The 20,240-nt window shown below is 60.4% G+C and carries 16 protein-coding genes and 5 tRNA genes; 17 read left to right on the top strand and 4 right to left on the bottom strand.

The genetic code is table 11. The features are described 5' to 3' along the window. Nucleotides 1–7: 7 nt before the first annotated feature. From ACYSTU_RS15465 to ACYSTU_RS15485, 5 genes are all read left to right on the top strand, one after another. Entirely contained in the window at nt 8–3,214 is a 3,207-nt protein-coding gene (locus ACYSTU_RS15465) for a transporter substrate-binding domain-containing protein (protein ID WP_498999860.1), read from the top strand. A gap of 158 nt (nt 3,215–3,372) precedes the next feature. Further along, nucleotides 3,373–4,239, top strand: a complete 867-nt coding sequence (locus tag ACYSTU_RS15470) for a pirin family protein (protein ID WP_125918423.1) — start codon at nt 3,373–3,375, stop codon at nt 4,237–4,239. Between the two features lie 315 nt (nt 4,240–4,554). Then, on the top strand, nt 4,555–5,997 hold the full coding sequence (locus ACYSTU_RS15475) for a mechanosensitive ion channel family protein (protein WP_125918422.1): 1,443 nt from the start codon (nt 4,555–4,557) through the stop codon (nt 5,995–5,997). An 83-nt stretch (nt 5,998–6,080) separates the two neighbouring features. Continuing rightward, complete coding sequence (xth, locus tag ACYSTU_RS15480) at nt 6,081–6,875, top strand: exodeoxyribonuclease III (protein ID WP_122700508.1); 795 nt, start codon at nt 6,081–6,083, stop codon at nt 6,873–6,875. 100 nt (nt 6,876–6,975) lie between these two features. Then, entirely contained in the window at nt 6,976–7,809 is an 834-nt protein-coding gene (locus ACYSTU_RS15485; protein WP_498999864.1) for an arylamine N-acetyltransferase family protein, read from the top strand. On the opposite strand, the gene ACYSTU_RS15490 is transcribed toward ACYSTU_RS15485, so the two are convergent. Continuing rightward, complete coding sequence (locus ACYSTU_RS15490) at nt 7,806–8,141, bottom strand: BrnA antitoxin family protein (RefSeq protein ID WP_400557756.1); 336 nt, start codon at nt 8,139–8,141, stop codon at nt 7,806–7,808. The two genes, ACYSTU_RS15485 and ACYSTU_RS15490, sit on opposite strands and share 4 nt — an antisense overlap. Nucleotides 8,142–8,439: 298 nt before the next feature. On the opposite strand from ACYSTU_RS15490, the gene ACYSTU_RS15495 reads away from it, so the two are divergent. Next, on the top strand, nt 8,440–9,963 hold the full coding sequence (locus ACYSTU_RS15495) for a nucleobase:cation symporter-2 family protein (RefSeq protein ID WP_498999868.1): 1,524 nt from the start codon (nt 8,440–8,442) through the stop codon (nt 9,961–9,963). A gap of 113 nt (nt 9,964–10,076) precedes the next feature. Here the strand turns inward: ACYSTU_RS15495 and ACYSTU_RS15500 are convergent. Then, nucleotides 10,077–10,152: transfer RNA gene (locus ACYSTU_RS15500), tRNA-Asn, on the bottom strand. Between the two features lie 219 nt (nt 10,153–10,371). On the opposite strand from ACYSTU_RS15500, the gene ACYSTU_RS15505 reads away from it, so the two are divergent. Then, nucleotides 10,372–10,602, top strand: coding sequence for a hypothetical protein (locus tag ACYSTU_RS15505; protein ID WP_024012377.1), 231 nt, complete (start codon nt 10,372–10,374; stop codon nt 10,600–10,602). Here ACYSTU_RS15505 and ACYSTU_RS15510 read toward each other — a convergent pair. Further along, nucleotides 10,599–10,799 carry a hypothetical protein gene (locus ACYSTU_RS15510; RefSeq protein WP_016773917.1) on the bottom strand — a complete coding sequence of 67 codons (201 nt, stop codon included), beginning with the start codon at nt 10,797–10,799 and terminating at the stop codon, nt 10,599–10,601. The two genes, ACYSTU_RS15505 and ACYSTU_RS15510, sit on opposite strands and share 4 nt — an antisense overlap. A gap of 227 nt (nt 10,800–11,026) precedes the next feature. Further along, a complete protein-coding gene (locus ACYSTU_RS15515) occupies nt 11,027–12,223 on the bottom strand; it encodes an amino acid aminotransferase (RefSeq protein ID WP_498999872.1) in 1,197 nt (398 codons plus the stop codon). Between the two features lie 337 nt (nt 12,224–12,560). On the opposite strand from ACYSTU_RS15515, the gene uvrB reads away from it, so the two are divergent. The 10 genes from uvrB (at nt 12,561) to ACYSTU_RS15565 (ending at nt 20,166) form a co-directional block, all read left to right on the top strand. Continuing rightward, nucleotides 12,561–14,576, top strand: a complete 2,016-nt coding sequence (gene uvrB / locus ACYSTU_RS15520; protein ID WP_024012378.1) for an excinuclease ABC subunit UvrB — start codon at nt 12,561–12,563, stop codon at nt 14,574–14,576. A 196-nt stretch (nt 14,577–14,772) separates the two neighbouring features. Further along, on the top strand, nt 14,773–16,254 hold the full coding sequence (gene gltX / locus ACYSTU_RS15525; RefSeq protein WP_016773920.1) for a glutamate--tRNA ligase: 1,482 nt from the start codon (nt 14,773–14,775) through the stop codon (nt 16,252–16,254). A gap of 188 nt (nt 16,255–16,442) precedes the next feature. Beyond that, nucleotides 16,443–16,518: transfer RNA gene (locus tag ACYSTU_RS15530), tRNA-Ala, on the top strand. Between the two features lie 79 nt (nt 16,519–16,597). Beyond that, a tRNA-Glu gene (locus tag ACYSTU_RS15535) sits at nt 16,598–16,673 on the top strand. A gap of 53 nt (nt 16,674–16,726) precedes the next feature. Then, a tRNA-Ala gene (locus ACYSTU_RS15540) sits at nt 16,727–16,802 on the top strand. Between the two features lie 80 nt (nt 16,803–16,882). Then, nucleotides 16,883–16,958 (top strand) — tRNA-Glu (locus ACYSTU_RS15545). Between the two features lie 181 nt (nt 16,959–17,139). Further along, on the top strand, nt 17,140–17,679 hold the full coding sequence (locus tag ACYSTU_RS15550) for a TetR/AcrR family transcriptional regulator (protein WP_016773921.1): 540 nt from the start codon (nt 17,140–17,142) through the stop codon (nt 17,677–17,679). Between the two features lie 30 nt (nt 17,680–17,709). Then, nucleotides 17,710–18,543: an alpha/beta fold hydrolase gene (locus ACYSTU_RS15555; protein ID WP_136493960.1), complete on the top strand. Its 834-nt coding sequence runs from the start codon at nt 17,710–17,712 to the stop codon at nt 18,541–18,543. A gap of 46 nt (nt 18,544–18,589) precedes the next feature. Continuing rightward, entirely contained in the window at nt 18,590–19,033 is a 444-nt protein-coding gene (locus tag ACYSTU_RS15560; RefSeq protein ID WP_016773923.1) for an acyl-CoA thioesterase, read from the top strand. 173 nt (nt 19,034–19,206) lie between these two features. Then, complete coding sequence (locus ACYSTU_RS15565) at nt 19,207–20,166, top strand: tRNA dihydrouridine synthase (protein WP_016773924.1); 960 nt, start codon at nt 19,207–19,209, stop codon at nt 20,164–20,166. The last annotated feature ends 74 nt before the right edge of the window (nt 20,167–20,240 follow it).

The raw sequence follows: 20,240 nt of genomic DNA on the forward strand, positions 1-20,240 counted from the left end.
CCCCGACATGATGCAGGGACTGCGGGTTTTATTGCTGTGGCTGGGGCTTGTTGCCTCGGTCGGGGCGAATGACCAGCCGCAGACGCTGGAGGTGCTGGCGCGCCTCGAACCGGGAAGTATCCAGGTCCGCCTCGATGATCGGGAGCGCCAGTGGCTGCGTGAGCATCCAGTCTTGCGCATGGGCATCTCCGGCCCGGATTACCCGCCCTTCGAAATCACCCGCAATCAGCATGAGCTGGAAGGGCTGACGGCGGATTACGCCGACCTGCTGGCGCAACTGCTCGGCATCAGGATCGAAGTGCGGCGTTTCGCCGATCGTCCCGCACTGATGGCCGCACTCAAGCGCGCTGACGTCGAACTCCTGGGCACCTCGAACAGTTTCGAAGCGGCGGATCCGGCCTTTGTTCTGTCGCGGCCGTATGCTGAAGATCAGCCGATGCTGGTGACGCGCCATGACGAGAAACTGCCTGCTGACCTTGCAGGCAAACGCATCGCCATGGTCGAGGATTACCTGCCGCTGACCCATGTTCAGGCGTTCTACCCCGGCGCCCACGTGCAGCTTTATGCTTCGGCCATGGATGCACTCGGCGCGGTCGCCTTCGGTGCCGACGACGTGTACCTGGGCGACTTCATCAGCGCCAACTACCTGATCAACACCAATTATCGCAACGACCTGCAACTGGCCGGGCCGTCGGGGCTTGATGCCAATCCGTTCGCCTTTGCGTTGTTGCGCAGCGATGTGGTGCTCAAACGCATCGTCGACAAGGCCTTGCTGGCCGTGCCGATGGAGCGTCGCCATCTGATCGAACAGCGCTGGAGCGTCGGCCTCGCCGAGATGGCCGAACAGTCGCGGGTACAGCTCAGCGCCGCCGAGCAGCAGTGGCTGGATCAGCACCCGGTGGTGCGGGTCGGCGCTGTCGAAGACTTCGCGCCGTTGGCGTTTTTCGATGCTGATGGACGCTTCAACGGGCTGGCAGCGCAGTTGCTGAGCCTGATTGCACAGCGCAGCGGGCTGAATTTCGAGATCGTGCGTGGCACCTCGCTGAACGACCAGTTCGAACAACTTCAGGCCGGCGCACTTGATGTTCTGCCGGTGGTGACGCCGAGCACCGAGCGGGAAGCGCAGCTGCAATTCACCCGCGCCTATCTGAACAATCCGTTCGTGCTGGTCAGCGCAGCGAACGGACCACATCCATTGCCGCTCGACGAACTGGCGGGCAAACGCCTGGCGATCTATCGGGGGCACCCGTTGCGCGATTATTTGCTGCAACGGGTTCCCGGCCTGCGTCTGGTCGAAGTCAAAAGCCCCGCCGAAGGCATGGCGCTAATTGCCCGAGGACAGGTCGACGTGACGGTAAGCTCGTTGCTGGTGGCGCGTTTTCTGATCGCCCGCCAATACCGCGACCGCCTGCGTATTACCGGCACCGTTGGCGATCAGCCGGCGCGCATCGCTTTGGCCACGGCGCCGCAGTCGGCGCTGCTGCACTCGATCCTGAACAAGGCGTTGCTGAGCATCGCGCCGCAGCAAATGGATGAACTGGTCGAGCGCTGGAGCCACGATGTGGTGGTGGAGGACAGCTATTGGTCGCGCCATCGCCGCGAGATTCTGCTTGGTTTTGCCGGCGCCGCAGGCTTGCTGCTGCTGGCCTTGATCTGGATCGGCTGGCAGCGTCGGCAGATCCATCAGCGCCAGCAATGGTTGTTGCAACTGCATCAGGCCAAGGACGCAGCGGATGAGGCCAATCGGGCCAAAAGCACTTTCCTGGCGACCATGAGCCACGAGATCCGCACACCGATGAACGCCTTGATCGGCATGCTCGAACTGGCGCTCAAGCGCGCAGAGGAGGGCGTGACTGATCGACTGGCAATTCAGGTGGCGTCGAATGCCGGCCAGCAATTATTGGCGTTGATTGGCGACATTCTCGACATCGCCCGTATCGAGTCGGGGCATTTGTCCCTTTCGCCCGAGCGGGCCAACCTGCGCGAGACGGTGTTATCGGTGTGTCGGGTTTTCGAAGGGCTGGCGCGGCAGAAACGGCTCTTGTGGCGCATCGAACTTGATCCGCGCGCCGACGTGGATGTGCTGATTGATCCGACGCGCTTCAAACAGGTGCTGTCGAACCTGTTGAGCAATGCGATCAAATTCACCCAGTCAGGTGACGTCTGCCTGCGACTGCAGATCGTTGCGATATCGCACGAGCAAGTGAGTGTGCAAGTGCTGATCGAAGACAGCGGCATCGGTATAAGTGCTGAAGATCAAAAGCGCCTGTTCAGCCCGTTCGTTCAAGCGAGCAATAGCCTTCAAGCGGTGCGCAGCGGTTCCGGCCTGGGGCTGGTGATCAGCCGTAACCTCTGCGAAATGATGGGCGGCACGCTGGGTCTCGATAGTGATCTCGGGCAAGGCACGCGAGTAAAAATCAATATCCAGTTGCCGCTGTTGACGTTGGTGACGACCACACTGGCAACGCCCGAGGCGGCAGCCGCGACCTGTGTATTAAGCGTGTTGGTGGTCGACGATCACCCGGTCAATCGCTTGCTGATGTGCTGGCAACTGAGTGAATTGGGGCATCGCACGGTAGACGTGGGCGACGGAGAACAGGGGCTGGACCGCTGGCGAACCCAGGCCTTCGATGTGGTGATCACCGACTGCAACATGCCGCGCCGCAATGGCTATGAGCTGGCGCAGGCGATTCGCAACGAAGAAGCCGCCAGCGGCCGCAGGCCCTGTCTGATCCTCGGTTTTACGGCCAACGCGCAGATCGAAGAGCGCCTGCGTTGTCTGGATGCCGGCATGGACGGCTGCCTGTTCAAACCGATTCGCTTGCATGATCTGGCTGAAGCCCTGAAAGGCGCTCATCGTTGCGAGCGCCACGAAGATGAACCGCCAAGTGCCGAGCCCGTCGAGATTGATCTGAGTGCCCTGGAGCAGATGGCCGGTGCCGATCACTCGTTGATCGAGCGTTTGCGCAAGGAAGTCGGCAATAGCTTGCGCGACGATCTGCTGGCTTTGGATCAGACCCGCGTCGGCGACCGCAACGGCCTGCGTGAGCTGGCCCATCGCATCAGGGGCGGTGCGCAAATGGTTGGGGCAGCGCGGGTTGTTGCGGCGTGTGCAGATCTGGACACGGCATGCCGAGACGGTGAAAACGCGTTTATCGAGCGTGCCATCGACAGGTTGCGCGAAGCCATGCACGGCCTCGCACGGTGCCTCTGAACCATTGCAGACTCCTGTGGAAGCGAGCCTGCTCGCGAAATGCGCGCCGCTGACTCAATTGTTCTGCATATGGAACACTCAAGCCGATTTCCACCCTCTAGTCGAATATTCGATATGCCCTTACGCTTAATCCAATGCATTTACCCATTGGAGACCCCATGAAAAACATCATCGGCATTTACACCAGCCCGCGCGGCCATTGGGTCGGCGATGGTTTCCCGGTGCGCACGCTGTTTTCCTACGACCACCTGGGCAAGCACATCAGCCCGTTTCTGCTGCTCGATCACGCCGGTCCTGCCGAATTCACCCCGACCACTGAACAGCGTGGCGTCGGCCAGCACCCGCACCGTGGTTTCGAAACCGTGACCATCGTTTACGACGGCGAAGTGCAACACCGCGACTCCACCGGCAGCGGCGGCACCATCGGCCCGGGCGACGTGCAGTGGATGACCGCAGCGTCCGGCATCCTCCATGAAGAGTTTCATTCGGAGAATTTCGCCAGAACCGGCGGCAAGCTGGAAATGGTCCAGCTGTGGGTCAACCTGCCGGCCAAGGACAAAATGGCCGCGCCGGGTTACCAGACCATTCTCGACCGCGACATTCCGAGCATCGCGCTCAAGGACAACGCCGGCAGCCTGCGTCTGATCGCCGGTGAATTCGACGGGCACACCGGACCGTCACGGACTTTTACGCCAATCGACGTGTGGGATCTGCGCCTCAATGCCGGCAAGTTGCTGACGCTTGATCTGCACGAAGGACGCAACACCGCACTGGTGGTGTTGAAAGGTTCGGTGCTGGTCAACGGTGCGGAATCGGTTGGGGTAGGGCAGTTGGCGCTGTTCGAACGCGACGGTGATCGACTCACCCTCCAGGCCAGCGAAGACGCAGTGGTATTGCTGCTCAGTGGCGAGCCGATCGACGAACCGATCGTCGGCCATGGCCCGTTCGTGATGAACACCGAGCAGGAAATCCACCAGGCCTTTGCCGACTTCCAGTCCGGGCGCTTTGGCCAGATGCACGCCTGACACCGGGCTTTACGGCTAACCGAAACTACCTGTGGGAGCGAGCCTGTTCGCGAATGCTCTGTTTCAGTCCAAGAGGTAGTGACTGACATGACGCCTTCGCGAGGAGGTTGTTCAGCGTCTGATCGTTCCCACGCTCTGCGTGGGAATGCAGCCGGGGACGCTCCGCGTCCCACAGCCTCAAGATCGCAGCCTTCGTCAGCTCCTTCAGGGTTTTGCAGTGTTTGTAAGCCGGTGCTCATCCACCGAAATCAATTGCTCCTACACTGTGCCAATCTGTGCGATCTTCTCGCGATTGGCCTTTGTCGGAGTTGTTTGATGCTGTCTCTGCTGACCGAACACCCGTTGTTTAGCGCGTTGATCCTGATCCTGCTCGATCTTGGCCTGTGGCGGCTGATCAGCTCTCGCGGCAGTGAATGGAAGCTGTTGGTGCGGGTGCTGATTTTCGCCTTGTTCAGCATTGTGCTGTTCAACGAAGGCCTCAACCCGATGGAACCGGCACCGTGGGCCGACAACGTGCCGCTGCATCTGGCGGCGACCGGGTTGCAGATCGGCTGGTGGCTGTTTGGTGCGCGGACCCTGACGGTGCTGATCGGCGCGGTGATGATGCAGCGGGTCGGCCATACCGGCCGGCTGTTGCAGGACTTGCTCGGCGCGGTGATTTTCCTCATCGCCATCATTGCGGCGCTGGCGTACGTGCTCGATCTGCCAGTCAAAGGCGTGCTGGCGACGTCCGGCGCGTTGGCGATCATTGTCGGCCTGGCCTTGCAGAGCACCTTGAGCGACGTGTTCTCCGGCATCGTCCTCAATACCACCAAGCCCTATCAACTCGATGACTGGATCTCCATCGACGGCACCGAGGGCCGCGTCACCGACATCGACTGGCGCGCCACGCGTCTGCAAACCAGTCAGGGCAGCATGGCCGTGATTCCCAACTCGCTGGCGGCGAAAGCCAAAATCATCAACTTCAGCCGACCGAGCAATATGTTCGGCGTTTCCGTCAGCGTGCCCGTCAGCCCCCATGCCCGACCCAGTTCGGTAATCGAGGCGTTGGAGCGGGCAATGCAAGGCTGCCGGCAATTGCTCGACACACCGGCGCCGAGCGTGTCGTTGAAGAGTTCTGCCAGCGGCGGCGCGGAATACGAAATCAGCGGGTTTGTCGCCTCGATGGGCGAGAAGCGCGTGGTGCGCAATCAGTTGTTCGATCTCGCGTACCGGCATTTGCAGGCCTCCGGGGTCAACCTGCTGTCGAGCAACGAGACCAGCGCCGCACCGCAGTTGTCGCGGCCACGGGCGCTGCTGGAAAGCTCACCGATCTTCTCGACTCTGCGTGAAGAAGAAAAAGACACCTTCAGCCAGAACATGACTCTGCAAACTTTCCGCGTCGGCGAAACGATTCTCGCGGGCGGGGAGGTCAGCGATCATTTGTTCATCATTGAATCCGGCGTGGTATCGGTGACGCTCAAGCGCCATGGTGCGCCACTGGAATCCGGGCGCATGGGGCCGGGCGAGGTGATCGGCGAGGCCGGGATTCTTTCCGACACCGCGCTGCCGGCGGATTTTTCCGCGAAGACTTTCTGCGCCCTGTATCGCATCGAGAAGTCCTACCTGAAACCGTGCCTGGACGCGCGCCATGACATTCATGATGCGATGCAGGCGTTGCTCGATTTCCGTCTGCACAAGGCGCAGTCGCTGACCGAGGACGCGCCCGTGGTCGCGCCGAAAAGAGGCTTTCTGCAATGGCTGCGTAATCGCGTCTGAGCTGTCGCTTTGTGATTCGATGCAACCTGCGCGGCGTTCTCAGGGTCACAATTTGCAATCCCACCGGGCAGGAGTTGCAGACGATGAAAAACCTGCGAATCGCCACCTTCAACGTCAACGGCATGCGCGCGCGGCTGCCGAATCTGCTGGAATGGCTCAAGCGCGAGCAACCGGACATCGTCTGCCTGCAAGAGCTCAAATCAGTGGACAGCGCATTTCCCGCCGCCGAACTGGAGGCCGCCGGTTACGGCGCGATCTGGCAGGGCCAGGCGTCATGGAATGGCGTGGCGATTCTGGCGCGTGATGCGCAGCCGTTGGAGAGTCGACGCGGTTTGCCCGGCGATCCCGATGACACCCACAGCCGTTATATCGAAGCGGCGGTGCACGGTGTGCTGGTCGGTTGCCTGTATCTGCCCAACGGCAACCCGCAGCCGGGGCCGAAATTCGATTACAAACTGGCCTGGTTCGAGCGTCTGATCAATTACGCCAAAGACCTGCAAAGCAGCGATCACCCGGTGGTCCTGGCCGGTGACTTCAATGTCGTGCCCACTGACATGGACATCTACAACACCCGATCCTGGCTCAAGGATGCTTTGTTGCAACCCGAAAGCCGCGAGTGCTACCAGCGGCTGCTGGATCAGGGCTGGACCGATTCCCTGCGCCACGTGTATCCAGAAGAGCGCCTCTACACCTTCTGGGATTATTTCCGTAACCATTGGCAAACCAATTCCGGCCTGCGCATCGACCACCTGCTGCTCAACCCGGCATTGAGCCCGTATCTGCACGACGCCGGTGTTGACGCATGGGTGCGCAACGAACCGCACGCCAGTGACCATGCGCCGACGTGGATTCGCATCGCTTCGCGGAAAAAGCGCTGAACGGGCGATTGGCGAAATCAATTGTCGAAAGCCGTGCCTGATCCCGTATACAGGGCAACATCCACGCAGTGTTCTGCGGCCCATGCATAAGGATCGAGCAATGAGTGCGCCACGGCTGACGACTACCAATCTGTACCTGCAACGTCTGGGTTTCGATGCGCCGCCGCCGCCGACGCTCGAAACCTTGCGTCAGTTGCAACTGCGCCACACCGCTCAGTTTGTTTTCGAAAATCTGGCAACGATCAGTGCAGAGCCGGTGTTGATCGACTTGGTCTCCATCGAAGACAAGGTGTTGCAGCAGGGGCGGGGCGGCTACTGCTATGAGCTCAATCATTTGTTCTATGCGCTGCTGCTTGAATTGGGCTTCGACGCGCGGGCGATCAGCGGGCGCGTGGTGATGAATCAGCCGGAAGGCAGCTGGACGGCGCGAACCCATCGTTTGAGTCTGGTGACCATCGACGAAGTGCGTTACATCACCGACGTTGGCTTCGGCGGCATGGTGCCCACCGCGCCGCTGTTGCTCGACAGTGAAGATGAGCAACCCACCCCGCACGAACCCTACCGCATCGACAAGCAAGCAGATGGCTACCTGCTGCGCGCCAAAGTCGCAGGCGAATGGCGGCCGATGTACCTGTTCGATCTGCAACGCCAGGAAGACATCGATTACACCGTCGGCAACTGGTACGTCTCCACCCATCCCGAGTCACCCTTTGCCCAGCGCCTGATGGTCGCGCGCACCGGCGCTGGCTGGCGCAAAACCCTGAACAACGGCAGTTTTGCCATTCATCACATGGGCGCGAACAGTGAGCGGCGCGAGGTGGCGGACGTCGACGAGCTGATGAAATTGCTGCGGCGCGAGTTCGATCTTCAGGTGCCTGATTCACCGCGTGTGCGACAAGCGCTGGCTCGGGTCATCGCGCCAGCCTCCATCTAAGGCTTTACATCAGGCTCCAATACGCGACGGATTTCGCCGATGGCCGCTGACAGCTTTCGCTCGAGACTCTTGAGATCGGTGGCGGTGATGCCTTTCTTGAATTGCCCCGTCAGCCCTGAATCGTCAGCGCTTCCCTGCTGGCGTGGGCCATCAAGCAGAGCATGGCGCAGGGTGTTGTTGATCACAGTCTGGTAGCCAAAGCCCTCGGTTTCCGCGGCGGTACGCGCCGCTTCGATCACCGCGTCATCAAGCATGATAGTGATGCGGGTCTTGCCCTTGCTCGGCGCTACTGCGCCGCGTTTACCTGTGGAAAAGTCATATTCGTCTTTCATCGTTCAAGCCTCCTTAACTCCCGGCGTAATTGAATCACTGATTTATTATGCATACTTTATATGTATAAAAAACAGCGCGACTGCACCGTCGGTCGCCGTGAACACTTCAGCCTAGTGGGCACTGGCGCGGACGCAGCGGGGATGTGTTGCCGGATTTGTTAGGGCAAGAAGCGCAGGCTAGAAGGTTGGATGGCTACCTAACCATTATGTGACTGACAAGTTGTATACAACTCTATGGACATTTGTCCTGGGTATTGAATACAGTGTGCGCATAACAAAAACCAGGGAACCCCCCACCATGAAAACGCCCCATGTTTCACACCAACGGCCCGAGGATGAAAACCTCGGGGTCGGCGCGAATATGGCTTACGGCCTGCAACATGTTCTGACCATGTACGGCGGTATCGTTGCGGTGCCACTGATCATTGGCCAGGCGGCCGGTCTATCGCCGGCGGACATTGGTCTGTTGATAGCTGCTTCATTGTTTGCGGGGGGGCTGGCGACGTTGCTGCAAACCCTGGGTCTGCCGTTTTTTGGCTGTCAGCTGCCGCTGGTCCAGGGCGTATCGTTCTCCGGCGTGGCGACCATGGTCGCGATCGTCAGCAGTGGCGGGGAGGGCGGTTTCCAGTCGGTGCTGGGCGCGGTGATTGCCGCCTCGTTGATCGGCTTGCTGATCACGCCGGTGTTTTCACGCATCACCAAGTTCTTTCCGCCGCTGGTCACCGGCATTGTGATCACCACCATCGGCCTGACGCTGATGCCGGTGGCCGCACGCTGGGCGATGGGCGGCAACAGCCACGCGCCGGACTTCGGCAGCATGCAGAACATCGGTCTGGCGGCGGTGACGCTGGTGCTGGTGTTGCTGTTGAGCAAGGTTGGCAGCGCGACCATTTCTCGGCTGTCGATTCTGCTGGCCATGGTCATCGGCACGGTGCTGGCGGTGTTCCTTGGCATGGCGGATTTCTCCAGTGTCACCACCGGCCCCATGTTCGGCTTCCCGACACCGTTCCACTTCGGCATGCCGACCTTCCATTTCGCCGCGATCCTGTCGATGTGCATTGTGGTTATGGTGACGCTGGTGGAAACCTCGGCGGACATCCTCGCCGTGGGCGAGATCATTGACACCAAGGTAGATTCCAAACGCTTGGGCAACGGCCTGCGCGCCGACATGCTGTCGAGCATGTTTGCGCCGATCTTCGGATCGTTTACGCAAAGTGCTTTCGCGCAAAACGTCGGCCTGGTGGCGGTGACCGGGATTAAGAGCCGTTTTGTGGTGGCCACCGGCGGTCTGTTTCTCGTCGTCCTCGGGCTGCTGCCGTTCATGGGGCGGGTGATTGCCGCCGTGCCGACTTCTGTCCTCGGCGGCGCCGGGATCGTGCTGTTCGGCACCGTGGCCGCCAGCGGCATCCGCACGTTGTCGAAGGTGGACTACCGCAACAACGTCAACCTGATCATCGTTGCCACCTCGATCGGTTTCGGCATGATCCCGATCGCCGCGCCGAACTTCTACGATCATTTCCCGAGCTGGTTCTCGACGATTTTCCATTCGGGCATCAGTTCATCGGCAATCATGGCGATCCTGCTCAACCTGGCGTTCAACCACTTCACGACCGGCAACTCGGATCAACAGTCGGTGTTCGCCGCAGCGGAAGAGCGCACCCTGCGTTATCGCGATCTCGCCGCGCTGCGTGAAGGCGATTACTTCAGCGACGGCAAGCTGCATGACTGCGATGGCAAGGAAGTGCCGGTGATCGAGCCGGATGACCACGACCATGGCCACGGCGCGCCTAAGGTTCAGGTGAAAAGCAGCGAACATGTCTGACCGCTGCGTCTGAAACAGAAAAGGCCGATCTGCCCAAACAGATCGGCCTTTTGGTATTTTTCGTGCGCCCACAAAAAAGCCCCTGAACCTTGCGATTCAGGGGCTTTGCTATTTGGCTCCACAACCTGGACTCGAACCAGGGACCCAGTGATTAACAGTCACTTGCTCTACCAACTGAGCTATTGCGGAATTGGTGCGTATGTTACTGATTCAAAAAGAGAAGTCAAGCATCGCCGGGCAACTTTTGCGATTCGTCGGGACGGACGGCATTTTGTCAGCGATTGGCGGTTACCAGAAAGGCCTCAGAGGTCTACCATGGCAGCCCGGAAGTGGTCACACGCGCTGCCGGCCATTCGCCGCAAAGGTACGCGCCATGATTCAAATCACTCGCAACACCGAGGTGCCTGCATGAGCACTGCACAGATCAGCCTGCCCAAAGGGATCGGCCCGCACGCCGAAAAACTTTTCGATGCAATCACCGGGGCAAGCACCGCCGAAGAATTGAACCGCGCTGGCGGCAAGGCTGAAGGTTTCGTCCTTGGTCTAGAAAGCAGCAAGGCCATCAAGAGCCAGGTCGCCGAATCGCTGTATGTGATTTATGACGATGCTGCCACTCAACGCTCGGCCGAGCTGGCTTAACTGCCGAAGGTAATCGTGCCGAGCATCAGCTTGGCATAGGCCGCCGTCGCCGCCAGTTGCACCAGCCACAGGGCCAGGCCACCGAGGAATACCCCGGTGGCGACTTGCAGCACCAGGCTCTTTTCACGCTTGGCCGGAGCGCGCGGGATGAAATCATCCAGGTCGTCACGGTCGGCGCGCAGGTTGTCGTTTTTCATGTGGGTTCTCGCAAGGTTCCGGGTTCGGCTCATGTCCTGTGGGAGCGAGCCTGCACGCGAAAGCGTCTTGTCAGCTGACATAGCATCGACTGGCCGATCGCATTCGCGAGCAGGCTCTCTCCCACAGGTTGGATTTGTGTGCAGTCTAGAGGTTGCAAGGCGTTTTCTGAGACAAATAAAAACGGGAAGCCGTTCAAGGCTTCCCGTTTTTCATCACGCCGCGAAAATCAGATGACCTGAACGATCGCGTCCGTCACAGCCTTTATGTTGCTCTGGTTCAGGGCAGCCACGCAGATGCGGCCGGTGTCCAGGGCGTAGATGCCGAACTCGTTGCGCAGGCGGTGCACCTGTTCAGTGGTCAGGCCGGAGTAGGAGAACATGCCGCGCTGACGACCGACGAAGCTGAAATCGCGGCCCGGGGCTTTTTCCGCCAGCAGGGCAACCATCTGCTCGCGCATGCCGCGAATACGCAGGCGCATTTCGGCCAGTTCGGCTTCCCACTGCGCGCGCAGTTCCGGGCTGTTCAGCACCGCAGCAACGATGCTGGCGCCGTGGGTCGGCGGGTTGGAGTAGTTGGTGCGGATCACGCGCTTGACCTGCGACAGCACGCGCGCGCTTTCTTCTTTTGATTCGCTGACGATCGACAGTGCGCCAACGCGTTCGCCGTACAGCGAGAACGATTTGGAGAACGAGCTCGAGACGAAGAAGGTCAGACCGGATTCGGCGAACAGGCGCACAGCGGCGGCGTCTTCATCGATGCCGTCGCCGAAACCCTGGTAAGCCATGTCGAGGAACGGTACGTGACCTTTGGCCTTGACCACTTCCAGTACCTTGTTCCAGTCCGCCGGGGTCAGGTCGACGCCGGTCGGGTTGTGGCAGCAAGCGTGCAGGACAACGATCGAGCCGTTCGGCAGGGCGTTGAGGTCGTCGAGCATGCCGGCACGGTTCACGTCGTGGGTGGCAGCGTCGTAGTAACGGTAGTTCTGCACCGGGAAACCAGCGGTTTCGAACAGCGCGCGGTGGTTTTCCCAGCTCGGGTCGCTGATCGCCACGACGGCGTTCGGCAGCAGTTGCTTGAGGAAGTCGGCACCGATTTTCAGTGCGCCGGTCCCGCCGACGGCCTGAGTGGTGATGACGCGACCGGCGCTGATCAGCGGCGAGTCGTTGCCGAACAGCAGTTTCTGCACGGTCTGGTCGTAGGCAGCGATGCCATCGATCGGCAGGTAGCCGCGCGAAGCGTGTTGCGCGACGCGAATCGTCTCGGCTTCGATCACCGCGCGCAGCAGTGGAATTCGCCCCTCTTCGTTGCAGTACACGCCCACGCCCAGGTTGACCTTGGTGGTCCGGGTATCGGCGTTGAATGCTTCGTTGAGGCCCAGGATTGGATCGCGGGGTGCCATTTCGACAGCGGAGAACAGGCTCATTATTACGGCGGCTCTGAATGGAGAGTGGAGGGACGTGTCGCGCTCCAGCCGAATGCACTAGAGCGGTGCACAAACGGGGAGCTAGTATAGAGGCCATCACCGCGCAATGGCGACAGGCGAATCGGCTTTTAGGGTAAGTTTTTCCGATTATTTCTTGACCGTTAGTCGATTGACTTTGTCAGACTCTTTACCGGATGTAGGACGTTTGCCTTGAAAGGTCAGGCAATCGCCACCACATTCAGCACAATCCAGGTTTTTTCTTGCGCGACATCGGTCGTTTGCGGTCGTCCTCGTGGTGCTCCGCCTGACGCGGAACGCCGCGATTCCAGAGGTGTGTATGTCGGAATTCCAGCTAGTCACCCGCTTCGAGCCTGCCGGCGATCAGCCGGAAGCCATTCGCCAGTTGGTTGAGGGCATTGACGCCGGGCTGGCGCACCAGACACTGCTCGGTGTGACCGGTTCGGGCAAGACCTTCAGCATCGCCAACGTCATCTCCCAGGTCCAGCGGCCGACGCTCGTACTGGCGCCGAACAAGACCCTGGCCGCGCAGTTGTACGGGGAGTTCAAGGCGTTCTTCCCGAACAACGCCGTTGAATACTTCGTTTCCTACTACGACTACTACCAGCCCGAAGCGTATGTGCCGTCGTCCGACACCTTCATCGAGAAGGACGCCTCGATCAACGACCACATCGAGCAGATGCGCCTGTCCGCAACCAAAGCGTTGCTCGAGCGCAAGGACGCGATCATCGTCACCACGGTGTCGTGCATCTATGGTCTGGGCAGTCCGGAAACCTATCTGAAAATGGTCTTGCACGTTGATCGCGGCGACAAGCTTGATCAGCGTGCGCTGCTGCGGCGCCTGGCCGACCTGCAATACACCCGCAACGACATGGATTTCGCCCGGGCGACGTTCCGAGTGCGCGGTGACGTGATTGATATCTTCCCGGCGGAATCCGACCTCGAAGCGATCCGCATCGAGCTGTTCGATGACGAGGTCGAGAGCATTTCCGCCTTCGACCCGCTGACCGGCGAAGTCATCCGCAAGATGCCGCGCTTCACTTTCTATCCGAAGAGCCACTACGTGACGCCTCGGGAAACCCTGCTCGATGCTATCGAAGGCATCAAGGTCGAATTGCAGGAGCGCCTCGAATACCTGCGCAGCAACAACAAACTGGTGGAAGCCCAGCGTCTGGAACAGCGCACCCGTTTCGACCTGGAAATGATCCTCGAACTGGGCTATTGCAACGGCATCGAAAACTACTCGCGCTACCTGTCCGGGCGTCCGGCCGGCGCGGCGCCACCCACCCTTTACGACTATCTGCCGGCCGACGCCTTACTGGTGATCGACGAATCCCACGTTAGCGTGCCGCAGGTCGGCGCGATGTATAAGGGCGACCGCTCGCGCAAGGAAACCCTCGTTGAGTACGGCTTCCGCCTGCCTTCGGCGCTGGACAACCGGCCCATGCGTTTCGACGAGTGGGAAGGGGTCAGCCCGCAGACCATTTTCGTTTCGGCAACGCCCGGCAATTACGAAGCCGAGCACGCCGGGCGGGTGGTTGAGCAGGTGGTGCGGCCGACTGGCCTGGTCGACCCGCAGGTTGAAGTGCGGCCGGCGCTGACCCAGGTCGATGACTTGCTCTCGGAAATCACCAAGCGTGTGGCGATCGAAGAACGTGTGCTGGTCACCACGCTGACCAAGCGCATGGCCGAAGACCTGACCGATTACCTCGCCGACCACGGCGTGCGCGTGCGCTATCTGCACTCGGACATCGACACCGTCGAGCGCGTCGAGATCATCCGCGATTTGCGCCTCGGCGTGTTCGATGTGCTGGTCGGGATCAACCTGCTGCGTGAAGGCCTCGACATGCCGGAAGTGTCGCTGGTGGCGATTCTCGATGCCGACAAGGAAGGCTTCCTGCGTTCCGAGCGCTCGCTGATCCAGACCATCGGTCGCGCGGCGCGTAACCTCAATGGCCGGGCGATTCTCTACGCCGATCGCATGACTGGTTCGATGGAGCGGGCGATTGGTGAGACCGAGCGCCGTCGCGAGAAGCAGATCGCCTTCAACCTTGAGAACGGCATTACCCCGAAAGGTGTGATCAAGGACGTCGCCGACATCATGGAAGGCGCCACCGTGCCCGGTTCGCGCAGCAAGAAGCGCAAAGGCATGGCCAAGGCCGCCGAAGAGAACGCCAAGTACGAAGCCGAGTTGCGCTCGCCAAGCGAAATCACCAAACGCATCCGCGCGCTGGAAGAGAAGATGTACCAACTGGCGCGGGATCTGGAGTTTGAAGCGGCGGCGCAGATGCGTGACGAGATTGCCAAACTGCGCGAACGATTGCTTACGGTATAAGGGATCGTTCCCACGCAGAGCGTGGGAACGATCATTGGGTATCCCTGTGGGAGCGAGCCTGCTCGCGAATGCCTTCACACCATCCGAAGGGCTTAGGGCATCTGGCTTAAATACCCTGCCCGCTGGAGCGGGGCGGGTGTCGCCTGTTACCATTCGCCGCTTGATTGTTCTGCTCTTCATTTTTTCGAGACAAGCCATGACCACCGTCCGCACTCGCATCGCGCCATCGCCTACCGGGGACCCCCACGTAGGTACCGCTTACATCGCATTGTTCAACTACTGCTTTGCCAAGCAGCACGGCGGTGAGTTCATCCTGCGCATTGAAGACACCGATCAGTTGCGTTCGACCCGCGAGTCCGAACAGCAGATCTTCGACGCCCTACGCTGGCTCGGTATCGACTGGAGCGAAGGCCCGGATGTCGGCGGCCCGCACGGCCCTTATCGGCAGAGCGAGCGCGGCGATATCTACCAGAAGTACTGCCAGCAACTGGTCGACATGGGCCATGCGTTCCCGTGCTTCTGCACCGCTGAAGAACTCGATCAGATGCGCGCCGAGCAAATGGCTCGCGGCGAAACTCCGCGCTACGACGGCCGCGCACTGCTGCTGTCGAAGGAAGAAGTCGCGGCGCGCCTGGCCGCTGGCGAACCGCACGTGATCCGCATGAAAGTGCCGAGCGAAGGCGTCTGCGTGGTGCCGGACATGCTGCGTGGCGACGTCGAGATCCCGTGGGATCGCATGGACATGCAAGTGCTGATGAAGACCGACGGCCTGCCGACGTACTTCCTCGCCAACGTCGTCGACGATCACCTGATGGGCATCACCCACGTGCTGCGTGGCGAAGAGTGGCTGCCATCGGCACCGAAACTGATCTTGCTGTACGAATACTTCGGCTGGGAACAGCCGGAGCTGTGCTACATGCCGCTGCTGCGTAACCCGGACAAGAGCAAGCTGTCCAAGCGCAAGAACCCGACCTCGGTGACCTTCTACGAGCGCATGGGCTTCATGCCGGAAGCGATGCTTAACTACCTCGGCCGCATGGGCTGGTCGATGCCGGACGAGCGCGAGAAGTTCTCGCTGCAGGAAATGGTCGACAACTTCGACCTCAAGCGAGTGTCCCTCGGCGGGCCGATCTTCGACATCGAGAAGCTGTCGTGGCTCAACGGCCAGTGGCTACGCGATCTGCCGGTGGAAGAGTTTGCCGCCCGCGTGCAGAAGTGGGCGTTCAATTCCGAATACATGATGAAGATCGCGCCGCACGTGCAGGGCCGGGTTGAAACGTTCAGCCAGGTTGCACCGCTGGCGGGGTTCTTCTTTGCCGGCGGCGTGAATCCGGATGCCAAGCTGTTCGAGTCGAAAAAGCTCTCCGGCGATCAGGTTCGCCAGTTGATGCAGTTGATCCTGTGGAAACTGGAAAGTCTGCGGCAGTGGGAGAAGGACAGCATCACCGCGACGATTCAGGCGGTGGTCGAATCCCTCGAGCTGAAACTGCGCGATGCGATGCCGCTGATGTTTGCTGCGATCACCGGGCAGGCGAGTTCGGTGTCGGTGCTCGATGCGATGGAAATCCTCGGCCCGGATCTCACCCGTTTCCGCTTGCGCCAGGCGATTGACCTGCTGGGCGGCGTGTCGAAGAAAGAAAACAAAGAGTGGGAAAAGCTCTTGGGCGCCATCGCCTGATTGCTTTTGCTTCTCTGCAGGACTGCCGAAGGCTGCGATCTTTTGATCCTGCCTCCGGCGTTTCTCCCGAATTTACGGGGGAGGGCGGTAAGTGATTGTTATCCCGGCAAAAAATTTTGAAATTTTTCAAAAATAAGTTTGACAGGCTTTCGATACGCCCTTAAGATTCGCCCCGTCCTCAGCGATGAGGGGCTATAGCTCAGCTGGGAGAGCGCTTGCATGGCATGCAAGAGGTCGACGGTTCGATCCCGTCTAGCTCCACCAATTTACACTTCGAGGTCTGGCCACGCCGGCCTTGAAGCGATCAACACTCAGCGTTGATCAGTTGTATAGAAGGGTTTGCGTCCCCTTCGTCTAGTGGCCTAGGACACCGCCCTTTCACGGCGGTAACAGGGGTTCGAGTCCCCTAGGGGACGCCAGTTTTACAGAAGTGATGTTGCAAGAGATCACTCCGCCGCGAGGCGAAAAATCCGGGGCTATAGCTCAGCTGGGAGAGCGCCTGCATGGCATGCAGGAGGTCAGCGGTTCGATCCCGCTTAGCTCCACCAATTTTACAGTTCAAGGTCTGGCCACACCGGCCTTGAATCGATCAGCTCTCAGCACTGATCAGTTGTATAGAAGGGTTTGTGTCCCCTTCGTCTAGTGGCCTAGGACACCGCCCTTTCACGGCGGTAACAGGGGTTCGAGTCCCCTAGGGGACGCCACGATTACCCGCTCTGCGGGATTTTATAAGGGTCATTCAATTATTGAATGGCCCTTTTGTTTGTCTGGCGTTTGGCCAACTCTCCTTTTCCTTACACTGTGCTTCAGACCAGCGGTCATATTCATGACTTGCGGAATATTATTATGCGAATAATATTCTAGTCGTAATATTCGGAGGCAACGATGAACGATAAAAAAGCTCAAACCCGCGAGCGCATCCTCAAGGCTGCCAGCGCCGCACTGATTCAGCGCGGCCCGGCTGACCCGAGCGTGGGCGAAGTGATGGGCGCAGCCGGCCTGACCGTCGGCGGCTTCTACGCCCACTTCGAAAGCAAGGACGCGATGATGCTCGAAGCGTTCAAGCAACTGCTGGGCCGGCGTCGCGACCTGATTGCCGACATGGACGCCGATCTGACCGGCGAAGAGCGTCGCGCTTTGGTGGCTGCGTTCTACCTGTCACGCAAACACCGGGATTCCAGCGAAGCCGCATGCCCGATTCCTGCCTCGATTGGCGAATTGGGGCGTTTGCCGGAGTCGTTCCGCATCGCGCTGAACGAGCATCTGGAGCTGATGGTCGCGCAACTGGCCGCCAGCCCTGAAGACACCGACAAGGCTCTGGCCGATGTCGCGTTGATGGTCGGTGGTCTGGCCTTGGCCAGGGCGCTGGGTCCGGGAGAGTTATCCGATCGATTGCTGCGCGCCGCCAAGTCGGCGGTGCGTTGACCTGAAGGCAACAAGCCTGAGGAGAGTGCGATGAACGCGTTGAAGTGGGTTCGTGGCGTTAACGGTACCTTGGGCTGGTTTGCACCGAAGCTGGTGGCGAGCAAAATGCGTCTGGCGTTCATGACGCCCCGCGCGCTACCGCTGCGGGATTGGGAGCTGCCGCTGTTGGCCAGCTCCGAACGCATCACGTTGCGCTTCGGCCTGTCGGCGCTGCGCTGGGGCCAAGGCCCGACAGTGTTGCTGATGCATGGTTGGGAAGGGCGGCCAACGCAATTCGCCTCGCTGATCAATGCGCTGGTCGATGCCGGCTATACCGTCGTCGCGCTCGACGGTCCGGCCCACGGTCGCTCCCCTGGGCGAGAAGCCAATGTAGTGCTGTTCGCCCGCGCCATGCTCGAAGCCGCTGCCGAATTGCCGCCGCTGCAAGCGGTTATCGGCCATTCCATGGGCGGCGCCAGCGCGATGCTCGCTGTGCAATTGGGCCTGCGCACCGAAACTCTGGTCAGCATCGCCGCACCGTCGCGGATTCTCGGCGTGCTGCGCGGTTTTGCGCGCATGGTCGGCATGCCGCCGCGCGCGCGTTCGGCGTTTATCCGCAAGGTCGAGCAGGACGTCGGCATGCGCGCCGCGACGCTGGACGTGGCCCACTATCAACTGGATATGCCCGGTCTGATCGTGCATGCCGAGGACGACAGCTTTGTCTCGGTCAAAGAATCGCAATTGATTCACGAAGCCTGGTTCGACAGCCGCCTGCTGCGCCTGGAAAGCGGCGGCCATCAACGCGTGCTGGCCGACCCTCGAGTGATTGATGGTGTGTTATCACTGCTCGCCGGTCGCAGCCTTCAGGCGCGCCAATCGGCCTGAGCTCCGTTACACTGCCCCGGTTGAATACTTTGACCGGGAGTGGGGCATGGGCTGGGATCGGGCAACGCCGTTTACCATTGATCTGCAAGTAGGCGCCGAAGACATCGACGGGCTCGGGCACGCCAATAACGCCGTTTACGTGACCTGGCTCGAGCGCTGCGCCTGGCGCCATTCGCAGCGCCTCGGCCTGGACCTGGTCGAATACCGGCGGCTGGATCGGGCGATGGCCGTTGTCCGCCATGAAATCGATTATCTGGCCGCAGCCTATGAAGGCGATGAACTGCAACTGGCGACCTGGATCGTCGACTGGGACCAGCGCTTGAAAATGACCCGGCATTTCCAGCTCAAACGCCCCAGCGACAACGCCACCCTGCTGCGCGCGCAGACCACGTTTGTGTGCATCGAGCTGTCGACCGGCAAGCCCAAGCGCATGCCGGCAGAGTTTATCGAAGGTTATGGCCCGGCGATCCAGATTGCAGAGGCGATGTAAATCTCACTCTGTGGGAGCGAGCCTGCTCACGAAGCGTCGCGTCAGTTACGCATGTATCAACTGACAGACCGCCTTCGCGAGCAGGCTCGCTCCCACAGAGAGATGTGTTGTCCTGCGGTCTTGCACGATATCCAGTAAACTGCCGCACGTTTTTCTTCAAGTAGTGTTTTCCCATGCAAATTGCTCTGGCGCCCATGGAAGGGTTGGTCGACGACATCCTGCGCGACGTGCTGACCCGCGTTGGCGGCATCGACTGGTGCGTGACCGAATTCATTCGGGTCAACGACCAGTTACTCACCCCGGCGTACTTCCACAAGTTCGGCCCCGAGCTGCTCAACGGTGCTCGCACCGCGTCCGGTGTGCCGCTGCGCGTGCAATTGCTCGGTTCCGATCCGGTATGCCTGGCGGAAAACGCCGCGCTGGCCTGCGAGCTTGGCTCGGAAGTGATCGACCTCAACTTCGGCTGCCCGGCCAAGACGGTCAACAAATCCCGCGGCGGCGCCGTGCTGCTCAAGGAGCCGGAGCTGCTCAACCAGATCGTCGAGCATGTCCGTCGCGCCGTACCGGCGCACATCCCGGTCACCGCGAAAATGCGCCTGGGTTTCGACAGTCCTGACGGCTCGCTGGTCTGCGCCACGGCGCTGGCCGAAGGCGGGGCAGAGCACATCGTCGTACATGCGCGGACGAAAATGGACGGCTACAAACCGCCGGCTCATTGGGAGTGGATCCCGCGCGTGCAGGACGTGGTCAAGGTGCCGGTGTTCGCCAACGGCGACATCTGGAGCGTCGAAGACTGGCGCCGTTGTCGCGAAATCAGTGGCGTGGAAGACATTATGCTCGGTCGGGGTCTGGTCTCCCGCCCGGATCTCGCCCGGCAGATCGCTGCGGCGCGCGCTGGCGAAGAGGTCGTCGAGATGACCTGGGCCGAGCTGATGCCGCTGATTCAGGACTTCTGGCTGCAGGCCAAGGCGCAAATGACCGCCCGGCAATCGCCCGGTCGCCTCAAGCAATGGCTGGCCATGCTGACGCGCAACTACCCGGAAGCCGCCGAGCTTTTCACCGTTCTGCGCCGTGAAACCGAGCCGGATCAAGTCTCGCGTCTGCTCGGATTGCCGCTCGTCGAGGCCGCATAAAAAATCTCAAAATAATCTCTTGAAATCAAAACAGCGGTCCCTATCTAAGGGTTACGCGATGCCGAATTCGGGTC

The sequence above is a fragment of the Pseudomonas glycinis genome, from assembly GCF_054871425.1.

Bases quoted from the DNA above. Each gene is read 5' to 3' on its own strand.
- ACYSTU_RS15465 (WP_498999860.1), top strand. From the start codon at position 8: ATGATGCAGGGACTGCGGGTTTTATTGCTGTGGCTGGGGCTTGTTGCC.
- ACYSTU_RS15470 (WP_125918423.1), top strand. From the start codon at position 3,373: ATGAAAAACATCATCGGCATTTACACCAGCCCGCGCGGCCATTGGGTC.
- ACYSTU_RS15475 (WP_125918422.1), top strand. From the start codon at position 4,555: ATGCTGTCTCTGCTGACCGAACACCCGTTGTTTAGCGCGTTGATCCTG.
- xth (WP_122700508.1), top strand. From the start codon at position 6,081: ATGAAAAACCTGCGAATCGCCACCTTCAACGTCAACGGCATGCGCGCG.
- ACYSTU_RS15485 (WP_498999864.1), top strand. From the start codon at position 6,976: ATGAGTGCGCCACGGCTGACGACTACCAATCTGTACCTGCAACGTCTG.
- ACYSTU_RS15490 (WP_400557756.1), bottom strand. From the start codon at position 8,141: ATGAAAGACGAATATGACTTTTCCACAGGTAAACGCGGCGCAGTAGCG.
- ACYSTU_RS15495 (WP_498999868.1), top strand. From the start codon at position 8,440: ATGAAAACGCCCCATGTTTCACACCAACGGCCCGAGGATGAAAACCTC.
- ACYSTU_RS15505 (WP_024012377.1), top strand. From the start codon at position 10,372: ATGAGCACTGCACAGATCAGCCTGCCCAAAGGGATCGGCCCGCACGCC.
- ACYSTU_RS15510 (WP_016773917.1), bottom strand. From the start codon at position 10,799: ATGAAAAACGACAACCTGCGCGCCGACCGTGACGACCTGGATGATTTC.
- ACYSTU_RS15515 (WP_498999872.1), bottom strand. From the start codon at position 12,223: ATGAGCCTGTTCTCCGCTGTCGAAATGGCACCCCGCGATCCAATCCTG.
- uvrB (WP_024012378.1), top strand. From the start codon at position 12,561: ATGTCGGAATTCCAGCTAGTCACCCGCTTCGAGCCTGCCGGCGATCAG.
- gltX (WP_016773920.1), top strand. From the start codon at position 14,773: ATGACCACCGTCCGCACTCGCATCGCGCCATCGCCTACCGGGGACCCC.
- ACYSTU_RS15550 (WP_016773921.1), top strand. From the start codon at position 17,140: ATGAACGATAAAAAAGCTCAAACCCGCGAGCGCATCCTCAAGGCTGCC.
- ACYSTU_RS15555 (WP_136493960.1), top strand. From the start codon at position 17,710: ATGAACGCGTTGAAGTGGGTTCGTGGCGTTAACGGTACCTTGGGCTGG.
- ACYSTU_RS15560 (WP_016773923.1), top strand. From the start codon at position 18,590: ATGGGCTGGGATCGGGCAACGCCGTTTACCATTGATCTGCAAGTAGGC.
- ACYSTU_RS15565 (WP_016773924.1), top strand. From the start codon at position 19,207: ATGCAAATTGCTCTGGCGCCCATGGAAGGGTTGGTCGACGACATCCTG.